The 20,089-nt window shown below is 64.6% G+C and carries 17 protein-coding genes; 6 read left to right on the top strand and 11 right to left on the bottom strand.

The genetic code is table 11. The features are described from left to right. Positions 1-37 precede the first annotated feature (37 nt). Together F8E02_RS11160 and F8E02_RS11155 are read right to left on the bottom strand one after the other, a co-directional pair. A complete protein-coding gene (locus F8E02_RS11160) occupies positions 38-916 on the bottom strand; it encodes a ParA family protein (RefSeq protein WP_317065654.1) in 879 nt (292 codons plus the stop codon). 213 nt (positions 917-1,129) lie between these two features. Beyond that, positions 1,130-1,843: a M48 family metalloprotease gene (locus tag F8E02_RS11155; RefSeq protein ID WP_317065653.1), complete on the bottom strand. Its 714-nt coding sequence runs from the start codon at positions 1,841-1,843 to the stop codon at positions 1,130-1,132. Between the two features lie 400 nt (positions 1,844-2,243). Between F8E02_RS11155 and F8E02_RS11150 the strand changes: the two genes are divergently transcribed. Together F8E02_RS11150 and F8E02_RS11145 are read left to right on the top strand one after the other, a co-directional pair. Further along, positions 2,244-2,588 (top strand): hypothetical protein, encoded by a 345-nt coding sequence (locus F8E02_RS11150; RefSeq protein ID WP_317065652.1) that lies wholly within the window; start codon positions 2,244-2,246, stop codon positions 2,586-2,588. Between the two features lie 113 nt (positions 2,589-2,701). Next, positions 2,702-4,192, top strand: coding sequence for an adenine deaminase (locus F8E02_RS11145; protein WP_317065651.1), 1,491 nt, complete (start codon positions 2,702-2,704; stop codon positions 4,190-4,192). 137 nt (positions 4,193-4,329) lie between these two features. On the opposite strand, the gene F8E02_RS11140 is transcribed toward F8E02_RS11145, so the two are convergent. The 3 genes from F8E02_RS11140 to F8E02_RS11130 all read right to left on the bottom strand — a co-directional run bounded on the left by F8E02_RS11140 (position 4,330) and on the right by F8E02_RS11130 (position 6,618). Next, positions 4,330-5,394: a TerC family protein gene (locus F8E02_RS11140; protein WP_317065650.1), complete on the bottom strand. Its 1,065-nt coding sequence runs from the start codon at positions 5,392-5,394 to the stop codon at positions 4,330-4,332. Positions 5,395-5,701: 307 nt separating this feature from the next. After that, the gene (locus F8E02_RS11135) at positions 5,702-6,448 is read right to left on the bottom strand and encodes a heparan-alpha-glucosaminide N-acetyltransferase (RefSeq protein WP_317065649.1); all 747 of its coding nucleotides are present in this window, start codon (positions 6,446-6,448) and stop codon (positions 5,702-5,704) included. A gap of 11 nt (positions 6,449-6,459) precedes the next feature. After that, the gene (locus F8E02_RS11130; protein WP_317065648.1) at positions 6,460-6,618 is read right to left on the bottom strand and encodes a hypothetical protein; all 159 of its coding nucleotides are present in this window, start codon (positions 6,616-6,618) and stop codon (positions 6,460-6,462) included. A gap of 141 nt (positions 6,619-6,759) precedes the next feature. Between F8E02_RS11130 and F8E02_RS11125 the strand changes: the two genes are divergently transcribed. Then, entirely contained in the window at positions 6,760-7,614 is an 855-nt protein-coding gene (locus F8E02_RS11125) for a methanogenesis marker 8 protein (RefSeq protein ID WP_317065647.1), read from the top strand. Positions 7,615-7,950: 336 nt separating this feature from the next. On the opposite strand, the gene F8E02_RS11120 is transcribed toward F8E02_RS11125, so the two are convergent. From F8E02_RS11120 to F8E02_RS11110, 3 genes are read right to left on the bottom strand one after another with little or no spacing between them, the layout of a single operon-like run. Further along, the gene (locus F8E02_RS11120; protein WP_317065646.1) at positions 7,951-8,646 is read right to left on the bottom strand and encodes an HAD family hydrolase; all 696 of its coding nucleotides are present in this window, start codon (positions 8,644-8,646) and stop codon (positions 7,951-7,953) included. Next, entirely contained in the window at positions 8,610-9,617 is a 1,008-nt protein-coding gene (locus F8E02_RS11115; RefSeq protein ID WP_317065645.1) for a PIN domain-containing protein, read from the bottom strand. The genes F8E02_RS11120 and F8E02_RS11115 overlap by 37 nt, the downstream gene beginning before the upstream one ends. After that, positions 9,614-10,114, bottom strand: coding sequence for a hypothetical protein (locus F8E02_RS11110; RefSeq protein WP_317065644.1), 501 nt, complete (start codon positions 10,112-10,114; stop codon positions 9,614-9,616). The genes F8E02_RS11115 and F8E02_RS11110 overlap by 4 nt, the downstream gene beginning before the upstream one ends. Before the next feature lie 319 nt (positions 10,115-10,433). On the opposite strand from F8E02_RS11110, the gene F8E02_RS11105 reads away from it, so the two are divergent. The 3 genes from F8E02_RS11105 to F8E02_RS11095 all read left to right on the top strand — a co-directional run bounded on the left by F8E02_RS11105 (position 10,434) and on the right by F8E02_RS11095 (position 16,264). Then, positions 10,434-11,036, top strand: coding sequence for a helix-turn-helix domain-containing protein (locus F8E02_RS11105; protein ID WP_317065643.1), 603 nt, complete (start codon positions 10,434-10,436; stop codon positions 11,034-11,036). 111 nt (positions 11,037-11,147) lie between these two features. After that, positions 11,148-11,894, top strand: coding sequence for a queuosine precursor transporter (locus tag F8E02_RS11100; RefSeq protein ID WP_317065642.1), 747 nt, complete (start codon positions 11,148-11,150; stop codon positions 11,892-11,894). Between the two features lie 227 nt (positions 11,895-12,121). Then, on the top strand, positions 12,122-16,264 hold the full coding sequence (locus F8E02_RS11095; protein ID WP_317065641.1) for a HEAT repeat domain-containing protein: 4,143 nt from the start codon (positions 12,122-12,124) through the stop codon (positions 16,262-16,264). A gap of 12 nt (positions 16,265-16,276) precedes the next feature. On the opposite strand, the gene F8E02_RS11090 is transcribed toward F8E02_RS11095, so the two are convergent. The 3 genes from F8E02_RS11090 to F8E02_RS11080 all read right to left on the bottom strand — a co-directional run bounded on the left by F8E02_RS11090 (position 16,277) and on the right by F8E02_RS11080 (position 19,971). After that, on the bottom strand, positions 16,277-18,745 hold the full coding sequence (locus F8E02_RS11090) for a PAS domain S-box protein (protein WP_317065640.1): 2,469 nt from the start codon (positions 18,743-18,745) through the stop codon (positions 16,277-16,279). 145 nt (positions 18,746-18,890) lie between these two features. After that, a complete protein-coding gene (locus tag F8E02_RS11085) occupies positions 18,891-19,064 on the bottom strand; it encodes a hypothetical protein (protein WP_317065639.1) in 174 nt (57 codons plus the stop codon). A 55-nt stretch (positions 19,065-19,119) separates the two neighbouring features. Then, a complete protein-coding gene (locus F8E02_RS11080) occupies positions 19,120-19,971 on the bottom strand; it encodes an SDR family NAD(P)-dependent oxidoreductase (protein WP_317065638.1) in 852 nt (283 codons plus the stop codon). Between the last annotated feature and the right edge of the window lie 118 nt (positions 19,972-20,089).

The following is a 20,089-nucleotide window of genomic DNA, read 5'->3' as shown; positions in this document are numbered from 1 at the left end:
TAAATAGTGCTTTTCTTCCTGGTTTGTCTATCATCGATTACACATCCTCGTCATGTCTCTCGTCGAGTTCCCGAAGCGCAGTCGTTATCGCACGGTACTCCCTGCCTGCATCGCTCTCCGGCGCATAATGGGAGATGGGAAGCCCCTGTTGTTGTGTCTCGTAGATGGCAGGTGAATATGGGACTGCGTAGACCTGCCTGAAGGCCTTTCTGACCTCGGATTCGAACGCCTTCAACCGCTCTTTCTCCTTCTCCTCTTGAGGCGTCGGGCCGGAAAAGATCCGTTTCAGGAAGAGCGCAAGACCGCCGGTGCCGGCCCCCTGGTCGCTGGGGCCCTTCCAGCGGGTCAGGATGGCAAAGTCCGCAGTGACGTCCTCGCCGAGCAGTTCCCTGATATCGCAGAAGACTGTCGAGAGGGCCTCCATGCCTCTCAGGGCGAAGGTGCCGGGATCGAGGGTGACGATGGTATGGTCCGCTGCGACAAGACCGTTGATGACGAACTGGCCCATGCTGGGGGGCGTATCGATCAGGATGAAGTCGTAGTTGTCCCTCACCCGGGCGAGCGCCTCTCTGAGCAGTCCCGCCCTGTCCTCGATGCTGTAAAGGTAGGGCTCGACCCCCACGAGGTCCAGGGTCGCCGGAGCGAGATCGATCCCTGAGGCCGTGGGCACAATCACATCGTTGATCACGATGTCGGGAAAACCTTCGAAGACGCTCATAAAGACATCATACATGCTCAGCTCGATAGTCGCGGGGTTGACTCCAAGTCCCGTGGTGGCATTGGCCTGCGGGTCGCAGTCTACGACCAGTACGCGCTTCCCGTCTTTCTGGAGATAGCCTGCTATGTTGAGGCACGATGTCGTCTTTCCGGTGCCACCCTTATGGTGGGCAAACGCTACAATAGTGATATCCAGCACCCCTCAATACCTTCTTTGCAATAGGGATTATTAAACCTATTTTATTATGCCGTCGATCTGTGGCCGGTATTTTTTATTCCAGGAAAATATGTTTCCTGAATAGAGGATCGGGCATGTATCCGCGGTGTTGCTTTCGTGAGCGCAGGGGGTGGTCCGGGGCGGGTTCTGGCCCATCATTGGTCCGGGCCCCGGATCGGGTGGTGTTGTGGGTCTTCAGCGAGAAAAACAGGTTGCCGTGCGGCCCTCGACGGAGTTCCCGTCGCGGACTTTCCGTACGCGCTCGGCGATGGGGGGGTGGTAGTCGGGTTCGGAGCCAGAGAGCCCGCGGATGGCCTGCAGGAGGCCTCCGGTCTTCCTGCGGCACGAGGATGGCGCCCTGCCCGGCAGGCCCGCGAAGAGGTTCTGGAGGAGGGCCGCAGGATCCCTGATCCGGTAGCATCGCCTCATCGCCTCTGCTGCATACCGGTCGGCTATGAACTCCTCGTCGCACATGCGACGGTAGTACGCCCGGTAGGCAACGAAGGCCGTCAGGACGAGGAGGACGATGAGGCCGAGCTTTGCAGCGAGCAGGCCGCCCGTGGTCTGCAGGAGCGAGAGGCCAATTGCAGGCAGCGACTCGATAGGGGGGTGGAGGAGGGCGAGGCACGGGAGAACCGGGAGGCCAGGGAGGGCGGAGGTGAGCGAGGAGCCTTTCCTGATATGCCCCTCTTCGTGGAGCAGGACGAACCGGAGCGTGTCGTCGTTTGCTCCTGCAAGGTGCCTGTCGTAGAATGTCCGCCGGTAGCGGATGGAGTTGAGTGCCGGGTACGCCCGTATGGAGAGGGTGAAGCGGCACTGCACCAGTCTTCTTTTGCGGCTGATCAGCCCTTGCTCCTGGAGTTCCTGGAATATCCTGTAGAAACGGGAGTCCCGGTCGCCCTTATGCATCTGAATATAATTATATTACTTGCCATATTTTAAATGTTACCAGGGATAGGGATACGGGGGATTGGCCGGTTTTCAGATTTTACGTCAAGGGTATGGCTTTTAGGGGTTTTTGCGGCGTGACATCTGCCCCGTTCCCGCAGTTGTGGACCGCCGGTTCCGGTCTCAGCAGCGCGGGGTGCGCCGGGTGCTGCACCTTCCGGCACGGGCCGGACCCGATCCGTTCCCGGGGGCGCTCGGGGATCGGAAACATTTGCAGCGTCCGTTTTTTTCAAAATATTTTAATAATTTCAGCCGAAATTGTGAATAATTAGAGGTGAATATAGTGCCGGAAGGTTCCCGCGGCCCCCGCTGTGCCGGTGCGGCGCCCTGCCTCCGGTGCTATGAGCGGATGTCCAGGTACATGGGTTTTCTTATACTTGCCCTTGCCGTCCTCGCCGGGGCTGCCGGGTGTGTCTCCACTGCGTTTGAGGAGGTGACCTACAGCGACGGCGCCCTCCGTATCCACGTGGAGAATACCGGAGAGCCCGTTGAGAAGGCTGTGCTCCAGGTGACGATCATGGAGGTGGGCGCGTTCGAACAGCACGAGGTCTTCTCGGAGGCCCGCTACATCAACCTCGACCGGGGGCAGAACGAGTATACGGTCGCGGTCGACCTCGAGCCCGGGTCATACAGGGCTTTTCTGACCATATTCGTCGGTCAGGAGCGGAGGACATCCGTCATCCGCGACCTGGAGGTGGCACCCTGATAACGCCTGCCGGGCTCGCGGCGGCGAGGGGGCTTGAACCGGCGGATACGGTCTTTCTCGGCGGTAAGGTCTTTAACCCGTTCACGTGCACCTGGGAGCGCACGGACTTCGCGGTGAAGGACGGCTACGTCGTCGGCCTCGGCGAGTACGAGGGGAGGCGGGAGTACGACCTTGCAGGGACCTATGTGGTGCCCGGCCTGATCGACGCCCATGTCCATATCGAGAGTTCTCTCCTCGCACCGGCGGAGTATGCCCGGCTCGTCCTCGCCCGCGGCACGACGACCGTGGTCGCCGACCCCCACGAGATAGCGAACGTCTGCGGGGCGCCGGGGATCGAGTATATGCTTGCCGAGGGAGCGCGGACGCCGCTCGATATTCTCGTCATGCTCCCCTCCTGCGTCCCGGCAACGCCCCTTGATGCGGGCGGCGCGGTGCTCACGGCAGAAGACCTCGCCCGGTTCCGGGGGCACGAGGGGGTCATCGGGCTTGGGGAGGTGATGAACGTCCCCGGCGTCCTCTCCGGCGATCCGGATCTCCGGGCGAAGATGGACCTCTTCGAGGTCGTCGATGGCCATTCGCCGTTCCTCTCCGGGAAGGACCTGAACGCCTACGTCTATGCGGGGGCGCAGAGCGACCACGAATGCACGACGCTTGAGGAAGCGCGGGAGAAGCTCCTCCGCGGGATGTATATCATGATCCGCGAGGGCTCGACGGAGAAGAACCTCAAGGACCTCCTGCCGCTTGTGGATGCCTGCACGGCGCCGCGGTGCTGCTTTGCCACCGACGACCGGCATGCCGATATGCTCGCCGGCGAGGGGCATATCGACGACTGTATCAAAAAAGCGGTCGCTTCCGGCCTCAGGGTCGAACTGGCGCTCCGGATGGCCACGCTCTCGGCCGCCGAGCGGTTCGGGCTCCGTGACCGGGGCGCCCTTGTCCCGGGAAGACTTGCCGACTTCTGCGCCGTCGACGACCTCGACTCTTTCCACGTTCTCCGGACGTTCAAGCGCGGCGTCGAGGTTGTCGATGCCGGCTACCGCGAGCCTGCCTGCCCTGCGGCCCCCCTGCACGCCCGCGTGCCGGAGCCGCTCGATATCCGGATCGCCGGCAGTGGGGAGGCGCGGGTGATCGGGATCGTGCCCGGCCAGATCACGACCCGCGCCCTGCGCTGCCCGGTGGATGCCGCCAACATCCCCGACACCGGCCGGGACATCCTCAAAGCCGTCGTCACCGACCGTTACCGGGCGGTCGGCTCCGGCGTCGGGCTCGTCCACGGCTTCGGCCTCAAGGCCGGGGCGATCGCGGGCTCGGTCTCCCACGACTCCCACAACATCGTCGCCGTCGGGGTCGGTGACGCCGATATCGTCCGGGCAATCGGCGAGGTGGTCCGGCTCGGCGGAGGGCTCGCGGTCGTTTGCGGGCGCGAGGTGACCTCCCTTCCCCTCGAGGAGCACGCCCGGCGGCTCGGCGCGATCCAGAATCCCTTCATGTACCTCTCGTTCCTCGCCCTGACCGTCATCCCCGAGCTTCGGGTCACTGAACGGGGCGTCTTTGATGTCACGGCGTTTTGCGACATGCCGCTGTTTTGTGAGAGAAGAGAGTAGAGCATCCGGGGATGCTCTTTCTCTCTCCAATCGCCTTCTGAAGCTCAGTGTGCGGAGCGGGAAGTCCCCGGTCTTCAGGCCAGGAGGCGAAAAGAGAAGAGGAAGATCCGGGTGGTCCGGCACGGGTCCGGCCCCGCTCACCTCTCCTTTCCGGCATCAGGCGCAGGACGGGCAGTCTCTGCCCCGGGAGCCACCTCGTCATCTGCGTGGAGGCTCTCGAGGGCGGGACAGGCCTCTGCCCGGGCTTCTACCACCGCCGGACAGGTTCCGGTGCGCCAGTTCCTGATAACGGATGTGACGATGGCCACCCCCAGGATCAGTATGATGACGGCGAGCGAGATCTCTACCGGGACGTGGTAGAGGTCGGCGACCAGCATCTTGGTCCCGATGAAGGTGAGGATGCCAGCGAGCCCGTACTTCAGGTAGCAGAAAGCAGCCATGAAATGGGCCAGCGCGAAGTACATCGACCGCAGGCCGAGGATGGCAAACGCATTGGAACTGAAGACGATGAACGGGTTGGTGGTGATGCCGAGGATTGCAGGGATCGAGTCCACCGCGAATACGATATCGGTGGTCTCCACCACCAGCAGGGCCACGAACATGGGGGTCGCCCAGACCACCATCCTGCCGGCCGAATCAGGCTTCCTGACAAAGAAACTGTCACCCTCGTAGTCTCTGGTGACCGGCATGATCCTCCGGAACCCGCGGACCAGGACGTTCCTGTCCGGCTCGACCGGTCTCTCTTCCTTCTTGACTACCATCCTGATGCCGGTGAAGATCAGGAAGGCGCCGAAGATATAGAGCACCCAGGAGAACGTTTCCACCAGCGCCACGCCCGCCATGATGAACGCCAGGCGGAATACCAGAGCCCCGATGATGCCGTAGAACAGCACTTTGTGCTGATCTTTTCGGGGTACACAGAAGGAGGCGAAGACGATGACGAAGACAAAGAGATTGTCGACGCTCAGCATCAGCTCCATGATGTAGCCGGTGGTGAACTCCAGCCCTGCCTGGGGACCCATCCAGACATATACCCCGATATTGAAGATCACCGCGGCGGCGACGAAGACGGCGACCTGCAGGAGCGCTTCCCTCGGTTTTATGACATGGGCTTTGCGGTTGAAGACGCCGAGGTCCAGTGCCAGGAGCGCCACTATACTGAAGATGAATATGATCCACGCTGTGTCTGTTACTGCTGTCATAGGTTCACCCGGTTCAGGATCTCCCGTTCTGGATCTTCCTGGCTCACGTTGTTCCGGGGCATTCCGGGCGGCGTCACCGTTGCCCGGACGGCACCTGCGGCAATCGGTGTATCTCCCGGCCCCCCTCTTCTCGGAATATCCTTCATCTCCAGGTGGGGTTGAGAGGAGGTCTCGTTCAGGTTGGATTCCACGCCCCGGCCCTGACTTCTCCCCAACTTATCTCCGCTCCAGCGATTAATTCCTTCTCCTGGCGCTCTCTTTCCCGCGTTGAGACAGGCGATCCTCCGGGCCACGGAGACCGCAAGCCTCACCCCAGCCCCATCGCCTCCGGCGCGAGGACTGCGATCGCAAGGAGGATGACGGGCTGGTGCAGGAAGTAGATGAAGAGCGAGTGCCGACCGAGGAACGAGAGCGGCTGCGAGAGCGCCGGCTCTGCCATCGTGAACGTAAACCCTCGCCGCCCGTCAGGATAGTAGAGGCGGCCGACGGCCATCCCGACGAGGACGAGGCCGAACCAGGGGAGGAGCGGCACGTAATCGAGGCTCGTGAAGGACGCCGGGTGGATGCCGAGCCAGAGAAGGGGCCAGGGACCCGTGATGGCGTTTGTGACGTACCCGGCAATGAGGAAGGCGATGCTCGCCACGATGAGTTTTTCCGCGTCGAGCCGGACGAAGAGAGGCGCGAGGACGATCGCCGCCCCGATGAAGTGCAGGATGCCGAAGACGATGTAGACCGACGGCAGGAAGTACCAGGTGACGGCGGTGATGATGAGGCCGTAGCCGAAGATCGTCAGGCCGCGCCGGACGTACTTGAGCGCGAGGTCGCGGTCCGCGAGCCGGCGTGAAGATCTGGCGTAACTGATGGTGAAGGAGACCCCTACAAGGAAGATGAACGTCGATGCGGTCAGGTAGGCGAGCATCCGGAGAAATCCGCCGGAGACGTTCAGGGGCAGGACGCCGAAGAAGTCGAGGTCGAAGGCGGCATGAAAGGTGATCATCGTCACGACGGCGACGCCCCGGGCGGCGTCGATCTCCCAGTAGCGCTCCCCCGGCATGGCTCCCGCCGTCAGAATAACCTTCTCCGGACGGGAGCGCCGCAGGCGGGGCAGGCCTTCGTATCGGCGATCTCCCTCTCCTGCTCCTCGGTGGGCTCGTTGTAGAGCCGGGAGAACCCGCACTCCCTGCTGCACTCGAGCACGACAAACGGGCTACAGATCCGGCCCACGACTCTTCACCCCATCTTCCTGCTGCATGCGTACCATGAACTGTCCACACTCTCATGGGAGGACAATCTGATAAGCGTTTACCCGGGTGCGTCCGGGAGGGGAGGGCACCATTATTCCCATCCCCGCCCAACCATCTGCGTATGAGCGACCGTGACGAACATATCATAGAGGCCGCCGGCAAATGCCGGGTCGTGATCCGGAACGGCCGGGTGGTCGAGGTAGGCTTACCGCAGATAGAGGACTGCCCGCTGGCACGGCGATTCGCCTGCCCGGTCGAGGAGATGACGCCTGAAGCAATCAAGAGAAACATCGAGGGGCGTATCAGGTCCTTCGGGATGTGCACGCCGGAGCGCGAGGTCCTTGCCGGGCCGGACTTCGTCATCTTCGGAGCCTCCGAACTCCTGAGCAGCGCCGTCCGGCGGGGGGACCTCGACGCCGCAGTGATCGCCTCCGACGGGGCCGGGACGCTGGTCGCGACGAACCCCGCCCTCATCCAGGGGATCGGTGGCCGGATGTCGGGCCTCGTGAAGACGAGCCCCATCCCTGAGGTTATCGCGCGGATCGAAGAGAACGGAGGCGTGGTCCTCGATCCTGCGACCGCCGTCATCGACCAGGCCGCCGGCGTCGCCCGGGCGGCAGAGCTCGGCCACCGCCGTATCGCCGTCACCACCGCCGCTGCCGCCGAGGCTGCGGCGATCCGCGAGCGGTTCCCGGATGCCGTGATCGTCGCCGTCCACACGACCGGGCTCTCGCAGGAAGAAGCCGTCCAGATGGCCGGCGCGGCCGATCTCCTCACCGCCTGCGCCTCGAAGCATATCCGGGAGGCGGCGAAGGCCGCGCTCCTGCAGGCGGGGACCTCGATCCCGGTCTTTGCCATGACCCCGGCGGGGAAAGCAATCATTCTCGGCAAGATCGCGGAGACCGACCAGCAGGTCATCATCCACGGGGCGCGGCTCCCGGTGCCGGGTTCGCAGTCCCCCTCGCCGCTCTGCTGATCCCGGACGGCCGTCTTTGATCCATCAAGTCACGCGAGGAACTGGATACCTGTCTTCGCGTTTTTCGCGGCTTCGCGTGCGTCGGGAATAGGGGTAACGATATAGTCTCACGCGAAGCCGCGAAGCCGCGAAGCCGCGAAGAGGAACTGGGTTGTTAGCCGATCTCTTCGTGGCTCGAAGCCTGATGGCTTCTCACGCTCCGGTCCTGACAGACCATCGCGGCTCGAAGACCTCTGGCACTCCCATGTCCGGACCCGCACCCGCGGTACTCCCGCTTCGTCTGGTTGGGACTCCCGGGTTGAGTGGAGCGCTTCGCGGGAGGCCGGTATCGGTGGATCACCGGCCCGGGATGCCCACGTGGCCGATGAGTTCGGCAAAGTTCCGGAGGATGATGTCGGCCTCGATCTCCACGGGCCGGTTCGGGCGCCAGTCCCCGTAGGCGGCGAACGCGGTCGTCGTCCCGATCTGCCTTCCCGGGGCGATATCGCGGACCAGGCTGTCGCCGACCATCATCGCCTCTCCTGGAGCCGTATCAAGCCGCCGGAGGGCGTAGATCAGGGAGTCCGGTTCCGGTTTCCGTTTCCCCGAGACCTCCGGGGTCACCACGACCTCGAAGTACCCGGCAAGCCCGCTCCTATCGAGCCGCCGGCGTGCCTGGAACGACTCCGCGTCGGTGACGACCGCAAGCCCGACCCCGGCGTCCGCGAGGCGCCGGAGCGTCTCATCGACACCCGGATACGCCTCGACCATCTTGAGTTTCACATCCTCGTAGGTGCGGCAGCAGACCTCGAACGCCGCCTGCTCGTACACGCCGAGCGCCTCGAGGTAGTCGCGTATGTTCGCATGATTCTCAAACCCGTGGACGCCGCGAAGAAACTGCAAAAAGAGCGCCTCAGGGTCCCCGGCGCCGAGGTAGTCGACCACGCACCGGCACGCCTCCCGTTTTGCCCCGACAAGGTCAAAGAGAGTATTATCCATATCGCAGAGGACTGCCGTTACCGTGGTATGCCGAGTCTTTGGAGTTGCCTGCATATCTCCAGTTCCCTTATGAATTCATGGTGGGCCGTCTCGTCCTCGAACCGCACTTTGAGTTCGTCGAGATCGTTCCCCTTTCCGCCGTACTCACCGAAGATCACGGCACCGTTGCACTGTATGAACCCGAAGACGGCCGCGAGATTGAAGAGCAGCCGCCGGAATGCCGGCGCCGTGCAGGTTGTCGCCTCCTGTCTGTATGGGCGATCAAAGTAGAAGTACTCTACTCCCTCGGCCATGCAGAGGTCCGCCATATAGATGTCGGCGGTCAGGAGGACGGGGAGAGCATACCGCTCCTCCTCGAACTTCCGGAGCGCCCGGACGATGTTGCGGTCGTTCTCCTCGGAGAGGTGCGTGTGCGTGCCCGGCGAGGCAATCTCCGTCGCCCGGTCGCGGATGGTGCGGTACTCTTTCAGCGCGAGGTATGCCGCTTTCCGGGACCGTTTCATCCGTTTGTTCTCGAGTTCCCCGATGAACTTCCGGTATCCGGGTGCATGCGCCGTAAGCTCCTCGATCGACTTTGGCGAGTACTTGCGGTTGATGGCGTAGGTGATCTCATCGCGGACAGTATCGACGACCAGGTAGGAAGAGGGATTGATCGCGGGGTTGTTCGACGCGAACCCGTGGTAGAAGAGGTTGGTGTCCAGGCCGAAGAAGACGGTCTTCTTGAGCTGGCCGTATGACTTGAGCATCGAGTCGAAGGCGGCCTGGTTCACGTAGCGGGCGATCCCGCTTGCGAACATGCACTCCTGGAGATCGTTGTAGGCGGGGAGCTCCGCGGCGATCGGTCCGTATCCGGAGAGCCAGCCCTGGAAGGTCTCGCGGGACGCGGGGAGTTCGAGCGAGAAGCCGGTCCCTTCGGGGCGGGCGATCAGGAGGTCTCCCTCGTAGAGCGGGTAGGCGACGCGGACCTCGTCGAGGCTGTTGAGGAGGACCTGCACCTCGTCCTCCCTGACGATCGCATCGGTCACTGTCCCGCCCCCGCGTCCTCCATGATATCCCGGATCTTCTGGACCTGGTGCGGGATCATCATGTATGGCTTTGCGACGTCGTCGGTGCTCTTCATGGAGAGGTAGTAGATGTGCCGGATATCGAGCCCCGCGAGCGATACCGCGATGAGCGCTCCGGCGACCGTGACCTTCCGCCCGGAGGTGATATCGATCGCCACATCAAACCCCCGCCGGATGAAATCCTCTACAAGCGAGCGGATCGTCTGCCCGGCCCTGACGAAGTCTGCTTCCGGGAGAACCTCCACCCGGATCTCCGGGGAGAAGCCGTAACCCCCGGAGACTATCCGGACCGCCGTGGCTGCGGTCGATGCCTCCCCTGCATAGGGTTCTTCGGTGACGATAGAGACCCGCTCGGGGCGCAACCCCTTCTCTCGCAGCACTGCGTGATAAGCATTGACGAGCGCCCATGTCGAGCGTCCGAGGAGTGTTATGTAAGCATCGCCGGGAACGGGTGTCACGGGAGAAATCACCGGTCAAGACTCACCCTGATGCTATATAGGCTTTGTTGGAGCCGTCCTCCCCGAACTGATCCTCGTGGGTGGCAATTTCTCTCCAATTATTCGCCTATTTTGATTGGTATGGCCTATAATCGCTCATTTTGAGATCCGTGGCGGCATCCTCCGCGAATCCTGCGTGATTTTCCTCGGGGAGGGTTTAAAATAAGGCTTTAGAGCGAAAGAAATCGCAAAATCTCGAAAAAGATTTGGCAAATCTTTTATGATGATCCCCCCCATAGTGGTATGAGAAGCGCGAGAATATCCCGGAGACCTACGACTCATGGAGACGAAAACAGTGAGGTTGCGCACACCAGCCAGCACCTGGGGGCTGGCGGACCCGGAGCAACAGAGGAAGACGCGGCAGGACGCTATCGACGACGGGGATCTGATCGAGATCACCCGAATGGGGAGAGACATAGGCATCACCTTCCCCCTTGCGGTATCGGCACGCGCCGCGCAGAGTATGGTGCCGTTCCCGAATATCCCGCAGGATATCGTCACGGAGAACCTGTGGGACACCCTCCATGCGTTCAGGGATAAGGCCTGCACGATGAGCGACGAGGTGTTCGAGTTCCAGGCCAGCCTGTACCAGAACGGCCTCGTCCCGACCCTCACCTTCAAGGCCGCGGTCTCGCCGGGAGACGACGGCGAGCCGGTCATCACCATCATGCTGCCGGATGAGGACTGGGAGACGATCGGGTGCGGCCACCACAACCCTGGCGACAAGATGCTCACTGTCGACGATGTCGCCTCGACACTGAACTTCACTCCCGGCCGGATCCGGGAGTTCATCCGGGAGGAACGGATCCCGGCGGTCAAGTGCGGAGGGTCCTGGCGGATCAAGCGATCCGAACTTGAGCGGATCATGAACGAAGGCTTCTGATCGGCTCTTCCCGTTCGGCTACAGGCCCGGGTAGCCCTGCTGCCGGTGGGGAAGATTATCAGGACGGAGGAGCAACCTCCTCTATACGTTTCTGTCGACGGAGTCCTGCTAGTGCCGATACCGTCTGTCTGGATTTACCGGGCGGTCAGCCTCACCATCGCGACGTATGCGGGCGCCGTGGTCGTCAGGCGGTATCCCGAGTACGGGTTTGCCGCCCTGACCGGCCTGTACATCATCTGCCCTGGCGCCTCCCGGATCATCGCGGCCCGGCTGATCGAGTTCGATATCGGTATCGCCACGTTCATCGCCCCCGCTTCTGTTTTCGTCTACCCGTTCGTCGCGCAGGCTGTCGATATGATCAACGAGGTCTACGGGCGGGCCATGACCCGGGTCGCCATCGCCATCGCTCTCCTCTCCCAGATCCTGCTCGCCGTCCTGATCGCCATGACGAACTCGCTGACCCCGGCACCGGGGTTCGCGTTCGAGGCGGCGTGGCAGAGCATCTTCACCCAGGGATTGTGGATCATCTTCGCATCGTGGGTTGCGTTCCTGGTCACCCAGAACATCGACTGCTACGTCTTCGACCGCCTGAAGCGCGCCTACCCGGATCGCATCGTACTGCGAAGCGCCTTCTCCGACGTCGCCGACCTGACGCTCGACAGTATCATCTTCGTGAGTATCGCCTTTTTCGCTGCCGGAATCCCCCTGCTCCCCCTGATCATCGGGCAGATCGTCAGCAAGGGCATCGTCGGGGTCCTCGATACCCCCTGGTTCGTCTGGTACAAGCGCTATCTGAGCGCCGGAGAGCCGGAGAAGGCCGCGAGCGGACCCCTGCCTCCTGAAACAGGTGTTATATAAAAATTTCCTTATTGCGCGGGCACGGGAAACAAACATATTTAATTTTTAGACGTAGAGTTCTCATTATGTGCATGGAGGTCCCACGAGCATTCCCTGACGGCGCCTTCGCTCTTCCTGCGGTTGGAATCCGCGGAGTGGTGACGATGCGGCCGGTATCTGCGGGCGGGCACGTGACCGGGCCCGGCAGGTGCCGCAGGGGGATACCATGCGCTCTGGCATGTGTGGCTGTGGGAATTGCGATTCTCGTTCTCCTCTTCGGCGTGGAGACAGCAGGTGTCCGGGTGGCTCCGGGGATTGAGGATCTCTGTCCCCTCGTGGGTATCCCGGGCATCTTTGGCTCGGAGAGAACCCCGTTCTTCAGGCGCTGGATCCGGAAATACATCGGAAGAAACGAGGAAGATGTCCCGGAGGAAGATGCTCCGGGCCAGGAACCGCTTTATCCGGTTGAACCGCCGAAGCCGCCCCGGGATGGTGATGGGACGGTTCTTCTCAGGAAAATGGAGATGATCCCTGAAGCGCTCCGGCGGTTCGACGATCTCACCTCCCCCGACAGGGTCGATGACGCCAGGGAGATGCCCTGCACGGTCCTGCCGTCCGACGATCCCGCTCCTTTGTGCGGGGCGGAGGTCCTCCCGGAACCTTCTTTCCTGAACGGACCGGACGGCGGTGAATCCTGCGATCCTGTCTGGATCCCAGAGCCGCCTCCGGACGCCCCACCGAACCCGCAACCCGAACCTCTCACCGACGAGGAACTCATGCGGCTGCTCGGGCTTGACGATGCAGGTGACGGGCCGTCTTCCTGGGGTAATGGGTTCGACACCTTCCCGTCGGAGGGTGATATCGAGTTTGAGATTGCTGAGCCCGGGATCGATGAGCCCGGGATCGATGAGCCGAGGGATGTGCCCGTTGTCCCGGACAGCGACCGCCCGCTGGAGCCGCTCATCGAAGATCTTGGTAGTGCCGACACCGAGACCCGCAGGCGTGCCGCGGCTGCCGTCGCCGGGCGCGGGGCCGATGCCGTCCTGCCCCTGCTCCGGGCGCTCGCCCGTGCGGACGACGGGAAGCGGTGGTGTATCGCCGAAGCCCTCGTCCGTATCGGCGACGGTGCGATCCCGGCGCTGATCGCGGCGCTCGGGAGCCGCGAGATGCAGACCGGCGCAGCCGCCACGCTCGTTCGTATGGGGGAGCCCGCCGTGCCGCCCCTCATCGCGGCGCTCGCCGGGGGTGACGACGAGGTGCAGTTCGGAGCACTCTACGCGCTCCGGGAGATCGGCGACGCTGCGGTCCCCTTCCTGGTCGAGGCCCTCGAAGACCCCGACGGGAGGATACGGCGGTCTGCTGCCTCTATTCTTCGGGATACCGGCTGGAAGCCGTCCGATGATGCGGAGGCCATCCGGTACTTCATCGCCGGCGAAGCATGGCTTGATGCTGCAGAGTACGGCGAGGCCGCAGTCGAGCCGCTCATCCGCATCCTGAAGTCCCCGGACAGGGAGGCCTGGTGGAATGCCGCCCGGACCCTCGGTGAGATCGGCGGACCCGCCGTCGGCCCCCTGGTCGGGCTCCTGCACGAGGCGGAAGACAATATCCGGCCGCTCGTGGGGATGGCGCTCGCGGAGAGCGGTCTGCCTGCGGTCGGCCGGCTGATCGAGCTGCTCAACGACCCCGATCTCCGGGAGACGGCGGCAGCGGCCCTGCTGAAGATCGGCGAGCCGGCGGCGGCGGCATGCGTCGAGTCTCTGGGCGGCGCGGACGGAGAGGTGCAGGAGACGCTCCGGGGGATCCTCGGTGCGCTCGGGGAGGCCGCAGTGCCGCCGCTGATCCAGGCGCTGACTGCCGGCAGATCAGGTCTCCGCAGCCATGCCGCCGGGATCCTCGACGGGATGGGCTGGGAGCCCTGGGGCGACGTCGAGCGGGCCTGGTACCTGATCGCACGGGAAGAATGGCTGGAGCTTGCCCTGATGGGCGAGCCCGCCGTCGATCCCCTGGTCCGGGTGCTGAAGACCGACGACGACCGCATCCGGAGCGAGGCTGCGGCGACGCTCGGCGAGATCGGTCTCCCTGCGGCCGTCGGGCCGCTCGTGGACGCTCTCACCGTCGATTCGGTGGCCCCGGCGGCGGCGGATGCGCTTGTCGTCATCGGGAAGCCTGCAGTTCAACCGGTCCTTGCGCTGCTTGAGCGGGAGACGGGCGCCGCCCGGGAGAACGCCGTCGAGGTCCTGGGGAGGCTTGGGGCTCACGAGGCGGTCCCGGTCATCGTCGGCCTTGTCAGGAGCGGGGGCGACCGCCTTCACCGGAAGGCCGTCGAGGCCCTGGTCGGGATCGGAGCACCTGCCGTAAGCGCCCTCATCCCCCTCCTCGGCGAGGATGGCGACGGCTACGCGGGAGCAACAACGGTCCTCACAGCGATCGGTGAGGCTTCGGTCCAGCCGCTCATCGGGGCGCTCGGCGATGAGAACGCCCGGACCCGCATGGGGGCCGCCCGGATCCTCACGAGGCTCGACAGGGTTCCCGCCGGGGTGGAGGAGCAGGCTGCGCGTCTGATCGCGCTCCAGCAATGGCCGGAGGCCGCGGAGATCGGGGCCCCTGCCGTCGACCTCCTGGCGGCCCGGCTCGCCGACCTGGATCCCCGGGTGCAGGCAGGGGCGGCGGAGTCTCTTGCCTGCATCGGGGCCCCGGCGGCCCCGCCCCTGGTCCTCCTGCTCGGCGAAGCGACCCGCCGGGGGATTGCCGGGGACACCCTGGTCCGGATCGGGGAGGCAGCCGTGGAACCCCTGATCGGCGCTCTGGGCGAGGAAGATCTCAGCCGGGCAGCCGCCGGAGTGCTGGCGAGGATCGGGAAGCCCGCCGCCGCCCCGCTCGTGCAGGCCCTCGGCAGCCCCGGCACCGGGCAGGCTGCGGCGGAGATCCTGCAGACGATGGGGGCATCGTCTCTCGATGCGCTCATCGAGGCGTTCGGGAGCGATGACGCTTCTATCCGGCAGAGAGCCGGGGATGTGCTCCTTGAGCTCGGGGAGACGGCTGTCGGCCCGCTCGTCGAGGCACTGGGCCATCCCGACGCCGCTGCCCGGCTGGGGGCGGTCGAGACGCTCGCCCGGGTCGGCAGACCGGCCGTCCCTGTTCTCACCGGGGCGCTGGAGGACGAGCGCTACCTCGTGCGCCTGGGCGCTGCGGAGGTCCTCGGGAGGGCCGGATGGGTGCCCGGAACCGAAGGCGAGAAGATCCGGTACCTCATCGCCAAGGAGCAGTGGGCCTCGGTCGCGGAGATCGGGGCCGGTGCCGTCGAACCGCTGGTCCGGACACTCAACGATCCCGATAGCGCCATCCAGATGGGCGCGGCGCGGGCGCTCGGCGTGATCGGGGGACCCGCGGTCGCGAGGCTGATCGGTGAACTCGGGACCGAGCAGGACGGCAGGCAGAGAAAGGCGGTCGAGGCGCTCAAGATGGTCGGGGAGCCGGCAGTGGTGCCGCTCATCGATGCCCTCCAGGACCGCGACTGGCACACCCGTCTCGGCGCGGCGCGGGCGCTTGTCGGGATCGGGGATGCCGCCGTCGAGCACCTCATCCAGGCTCTCCGGAACGGTCCCCCGACGGTCCGGATGGGTGCGGCCGCGACGCTCGGCAAGATCGGGAGTCCGGCCGCCATCGCACCGCTCATAGATACGCTTCTGCAGGATGACCAGCGTGTGGGGCGCGTTGCGGTGCGGGCGCTCGGCATGATGGGCGAGGCGGCGGTCAATCCGCTCCTGCGAGCCCTGCGGGAGGGGAGCGATGAAGCCCGGCGAGGGGTGGTGGCGGCTCTCGTGCTGATCGGCGAGCCGGCGGCGGCGCTGCTCCCCGGTGCGCTTGCCGACGAGGACTTCCGTGTCCGCGCCGGGGCCGCAGACGCCCTCGATCGCCTCGCCTGGTCGCCCGGGCCGGGGGAGGAGACGATCCGTTACCTGATCGCGAAGGAGCGGTGGAGCGAACTCGCCCGAATGGGCGCGCCTGTGGTCGGGCCGCTCGTCGCGGTCCTCGGCGATCGCGACGACAACATCCGGCGGCGGGCCGCACGGGTCCTTGCCGGGGTGCGCGATCCCCGCACGATCCCGCCTCTCATGACGCTCCTCCACGACGACTACTACAGCATCCGGAGAGAGGCCGCGATGGCGCTCGCCGCCGCAGGGGTTCCGGCCCTGGAGCCGGTCATATCCGCGCTCGGCGATCCCGACAGCGACGTCAGAAAACGTGCGGCGGATATACTCGCCGAGATCGGGGACCGACAGGCGATCGAGCCTCTGCAGCGCGTCCGGAGCGATGAGGACTGGTACGTCCGGAAAGCTGCGGAGGATGCGGTGAAAAAGATCCGCGAGCGTACCGAAGGGAGCCGGTAGGCAGCGCGATCTCTACACCATCTCGTGCCGGCGGAGGAACTCCCGGATCTTCCTCGACTCGATCCAGCCCTGGTCAAGCTGCCGGATGTACCCGTTGATCCGATCGACCTCGCCCCGGAGGATCGCGGCCACCTTATCGTCCTCGATCAGGCACGCCATGCCGAGGATCACTTGGAGCGGCTGGCGGATGTGGTCGGCGAGGATCGCAAACTGCTCGATGTTCTGCTCGATCTGGGAGAATGCCTCCTTCCTGGCCCGCTCGAGGTCCTGCTGGCGGGTGATGTCGCGGGATATGATTGCCAGCCGTCCGACATCGCCCCGGCTGCCGGGGATCGGGAAGAAGATGCTCTCGAGGATCATTCCCGCCTGCTCGTCGACGAGCCTGAGCGGTCTTCCCGACGCGAAGGCCTGCTCGACCAGGACCTGCCGTTTCGCGGCCAGTTCCGGCGGGACGAGATCGTAGGTGCATGCCCCGATGAGTTCGCCGACGCTTTTTTCGAACCGCCCTGCCATCATCTCGTTCAAGGCGAGGATGCTCCCGTCACGGTCGATCAGCATGGCTGCATCGGGCATGGCGTCAAGAAGCGCCCGGAACTGTTCTTCTGCCTGTCTCCGCTCGGTGACATCGTGGACTATGGAGTGCAGGAGGACCCGTCCGTGGATGATCACCCGGCCGCTGAAGACGTCCACATCGCGGATCCGGCCGTCCGCCAGCCGGTGCCGGAACGAGAAATGCCACTCGTCGCCGGCCTCCGCCCTCCTGATCTTCTGGAGTATCTCCTCCTGCGTGAGGGTGTTGATCTCGTCGATCCGCATCGTGACGAGGACCTCGTGCGGGTGGCCGTAGTAGGCGCTTGCCGCGGGGTTCGCGTCGACGATGGCCCCGGTCTCAGGATCGATGATCAGCATGACCGCATGGCTGGTGTTAAAGATGCTCCTGAATCGCTCCTCGCTCTCGGCGAGTTCCTCCTCGGCCTGCTTCCGGGCGGTGATGTCCTCCATCATCCCGAGCGTGTACCGGACGGTGCCGTCGGTGTCGCGAAGAGCCGTCACGGTCAGCCGTGCCCAGACGACCTCTCCCGAACGGGTGACGTAACGCTTCTGCAGCCGGTAGCGTTCGCGCTTTCCTGCCACGAGTTCCACAAGGCACTTCCTGCTCGCCTCCAGATCGTCCGGGTAGGTGATCCCGGCAACCGTCATCTCCTGGAGTTCGTCGGCGCTATAGCCGAGGATCTGCTGGAATGCCGGGTTCGCTTTTACGATCCTCCCGCGGGTGTCGGTCAGGAGAATGCCGATCCCGGCCTCCTCGAAGATGTTGCGGAACCGCGCCTCGCTCTCTGCGAGGGCAATCTGGACCCTGATACGGTCGGTGATGTCGTTGATGTATCCTTCAACCCGCACGATGCCGTCCGCTGAGCCGGGGATGCCCCTGCCCTGCTCCCAGACCCACTTCTCCTCGCCCGAGGCGGTGACAAGGCGGTAGGTCGTCTGGAAGGGCCTCTTTTCGTCGAGCCCGGCGGCGACCTCCTCTGCGACGCGCACCCGGTCTCCGGGATGGATGAGGTCGCCGTAAGCGACCCGCCGGTTGCCGATGAGGTCGTCCGGGGGGTAACCCGTGATCCTCTCCGCCCCTTCGCTCACGAACTCCATCGTCCATTTGCTGTCTGCCCTGCACTGGTAGGCCATACCCGGGAGGTTGCTCAGCAGGGTGGCGAGCTGCCTCCTGCTCTTTACAAGCGCCTCGATCGCCCGCTGCCGGGCCGTGACGTCGAGCAGGGTCCCCATGACCCCCGTCGCCTTCCCCCTGCCGTCCTTCACCGCCACCAGCGTCGTGTCGAAGGTATGGGTGACCCCGTTGACGGTGAGGAGGACCTCTTCCCTCACCATTTCCCCGGTTTCCAGGGCCCGGCGCTTGAGTTCGGTCAACCGTGCGGCGTCTCCCGGGCAGAAGAGATCGGCGTCCGTACTCCCCGCGGCGAGGTCTGGGGGGGGCTCCGGTTCACCGGTGGTGCAGAACCAGCTGTACCGGAGGTCGCGGTCCTGGACGAAGAAGATCGGGGGAAACTCCCCGGGAACGCTCGGGGTCTCCGCGCCCCCTGCCTCGCCCGTATCGTGAAAGACGAGGAGCCGGATCGCGGGCGTAACGGTATCGATGGTGCTCGACGTGACGGAGAGTCTCCGGACGCCTGTCCCGGGTGCCCGGACGCTCAGGATGACCGGTGACGGGCGCGGCTCGCCCCGGAGGAGGGCGATGACCTCCTCGCCGGAACCGCCCTCTTCCAGGAGGGGAAAGAGGTGCTTTTCGACGGCAAAGAGAGCATCCGCTCCCGGGAGTTCCTCCTCGTCAACGCAGAGAAGATCCTGCAGCGGTGCGTTGACATGCACAATCTTCTGATCGGCGTCGACGATGAGGATCCCGTCGCCCTGTGCCCGGGCGGGGAGCGTGGCCGTACGTCCGCCGGAGCGCGTCGTCGGTGTCATGACTGATACGGATGCGCGGCTTGACCGGGGTCTCCTCCGCAGGAAGGATATCCATCCGGCCCTATAAATCGTTCCCTCCGGCGTCATCCCGGAGACGGATGCCGGTGCGCGCCCGGCCTTCCGCCGTGCATCGCCGCTCTCTCTGTCACTGCAGCCTGCAGGACTCCTCGTAGGACTTTTTGCAGTCCGGGCAGAGCGTCCGGGCCTTTCTCAGATCCGGGTAAGTCTCTTCGGTGATCTCGTCGCAGGCCGCTCCGCAGATCTCGCACCAGTACTCCTTCGTCTCCGCTTTCCCTTCACCTTTCAGGTCACGTTTCATGCATTCTCCCTCCGCGTGCTCACTGCCCGTCCACCGGGCAGGCTATCGCTCTCCTTCATCCGGCATATGCTTTCCCCCGGAGTCGCCACTCCTCGCTGCTGGTAAGTTTGAGCCCCATCCCCCAGAACTGCTCCTGGATCTCCGGAGCGAGAGCCAGGGCCGACGGGCTGGTCCACCGTGTCTCCTCGAAGTACCTGCCGTTCATCCTGCCGGCTTCCGGCGAGACAACGAGATGCACCACCACCTTCGCTCCCCTCTCCGGGGGGGCGCCGCCACCCCGCTCCCCCCAGTAGGCCCTGAGGAGTTTGGTATCGATCGCTCCCGGGTGGAGGCAGTTCGCCGTCACCCCCGTCCCCTCAAGGATGCGGGCGAGGCGGGCGGTGAAGGCGACGACCCCGAGCTTCGATACGGCGTAGGCTTTGTAGCCGTCGTAATTTTCGAAACCCGGCAGGTTCGCCAGGTCGGGTGCCTGCACGCTCCGGTGGGTGATCGACGCGACGTTGACGATCCTCGCGGGAGCGCTCGCCGAGAGGAGCGGGAGGAGTTCGTGGGTGAGCAGGAACCCGCCGAGGTAGTTCACGGCGAATGTCATCTCGATACCGTCGGATGCGGTTTTCCGCTCCGGCATGAAGACCCCGGCGTTGTTGACGAGCACGTCCAGCCTCCCGTACGCGTCGCCGATCTCCCCAGCGAGGGCCCGCACCTGCTCCTGCACCGCAAGGTCGGCGATGAAGAGGCTCAGCCGGTCGGAACCGGTCTCCTCCTCCAGTTCGTCGAGAACTCTCCGGCCCTTCTCCCTGCTCCTGCCGTGGAGCAGCACGCGGTGGCCCTGCCCGGCAAGGATGCGGGCCGCCGCTCTTCCGATGCCGTCCGTCGAGCCCGTAACGAGGATTGTCTGCCCGGCCATGTGCAACCGGATCGCGCCGTCCCTATTTGAACGTGGCGCCCGGCGGGGGCCGGCCCCTCACGCACCGGAAGGGGGTGCTGGTTCTGCGATCTGGTGCGGAACAAATCAAAAAGGTGAT

Source organism: Methanoculleus caldifontis, from assembly GCF_032842345.1.
GTDB classification, from domain to species: Archaea; Halobacteriota; Methanomicrobia; order Methanomicrobiales; family Methanoculleaceae; genus Methanoculleus; species Methanoculleus caldifontis.
This window is presented reverse-complemented; position numbering and strand designations above follow the sequence as displayed.

What these genes read in the sequence shown, in the direction of transcription:
- F8E02_RS11155 (WP_317065653.1), bottom strand. Translation starts at nt 1,843, where the DNA reads ATGCATAAGGGCGACCGGGACTCCCGTTTCTACAGGATATTCCAGGAA.
- F8E02_RS11150 (WP_317065652.1), top strand. Translation starts at nt 2,244, where the DNA reads ATGGGTTTTCTTATACTTGCCCTTGCCGTCCTCGCCGGGGCTGCCGGG.
- F8E02_RS11140 (WP_317065650.1), bottom strand. Translation starts at nt 5,394, where the DNA reads ATGACAGCAGTAACAGACACAGCGTGGATCATATTCATCTTCAGTATA.
- F8E02_RS11135 (WP_317065649.1), bottom strand. Translation starts at nt 6,448, where the DNA reads ATGCCGGGGGAGCGCTACTGGGAGATCGACGCCGCCCGGGGCGTCGCC.
- F8E02_RS11125 (WP_317065647.1), top strand. Translation starts at nt 6,760, where the DNA reads ATGAGCGACCGTGACGAACATATCATAGAGGCCGCCGGCAAATGCCGG.
- F8E02_RS11120 (WP_317065646.1), bottom strand. Translation starts at nt 8,646, where the DNA reads ATGCAGGCAACTCCAAAGACTCGGCATACCACGGTAACGGCAGTCCTC.
- F8E02_RS11105 (WP_317065643.1), top strand. Translation starts at nt 10,434, where the DNA reads ATGGAGACGAAAACAGTGAGGTTGCGCACACCAGCCAGCACCTGGGGG.
- F8E02_RS11090 (WP_317065640.1), bottom strand. Translation starts at nt 18,745, where the DNA reads ATGACACCGACGACGCGCTCCGGCGGACGTACGGCCACGCTCCCCGCC.
- F8E02_RS11085 (WP_317065639.1), bottom strand. Translation starts at nt 19,064, where the DNA reads ATGAAACGTGACCTGAAAGGTGAAGGGAAAGCGGAGACGAAGGAGTAC.
- F8E02_RS11080 (WP_317065638.1), bottom strand. Translation starts at nt 19,971, where the DNA reads ATGGCCGGGCAGACAATCCTCGTTACGGGCTCGACGGACGGCATCGGA.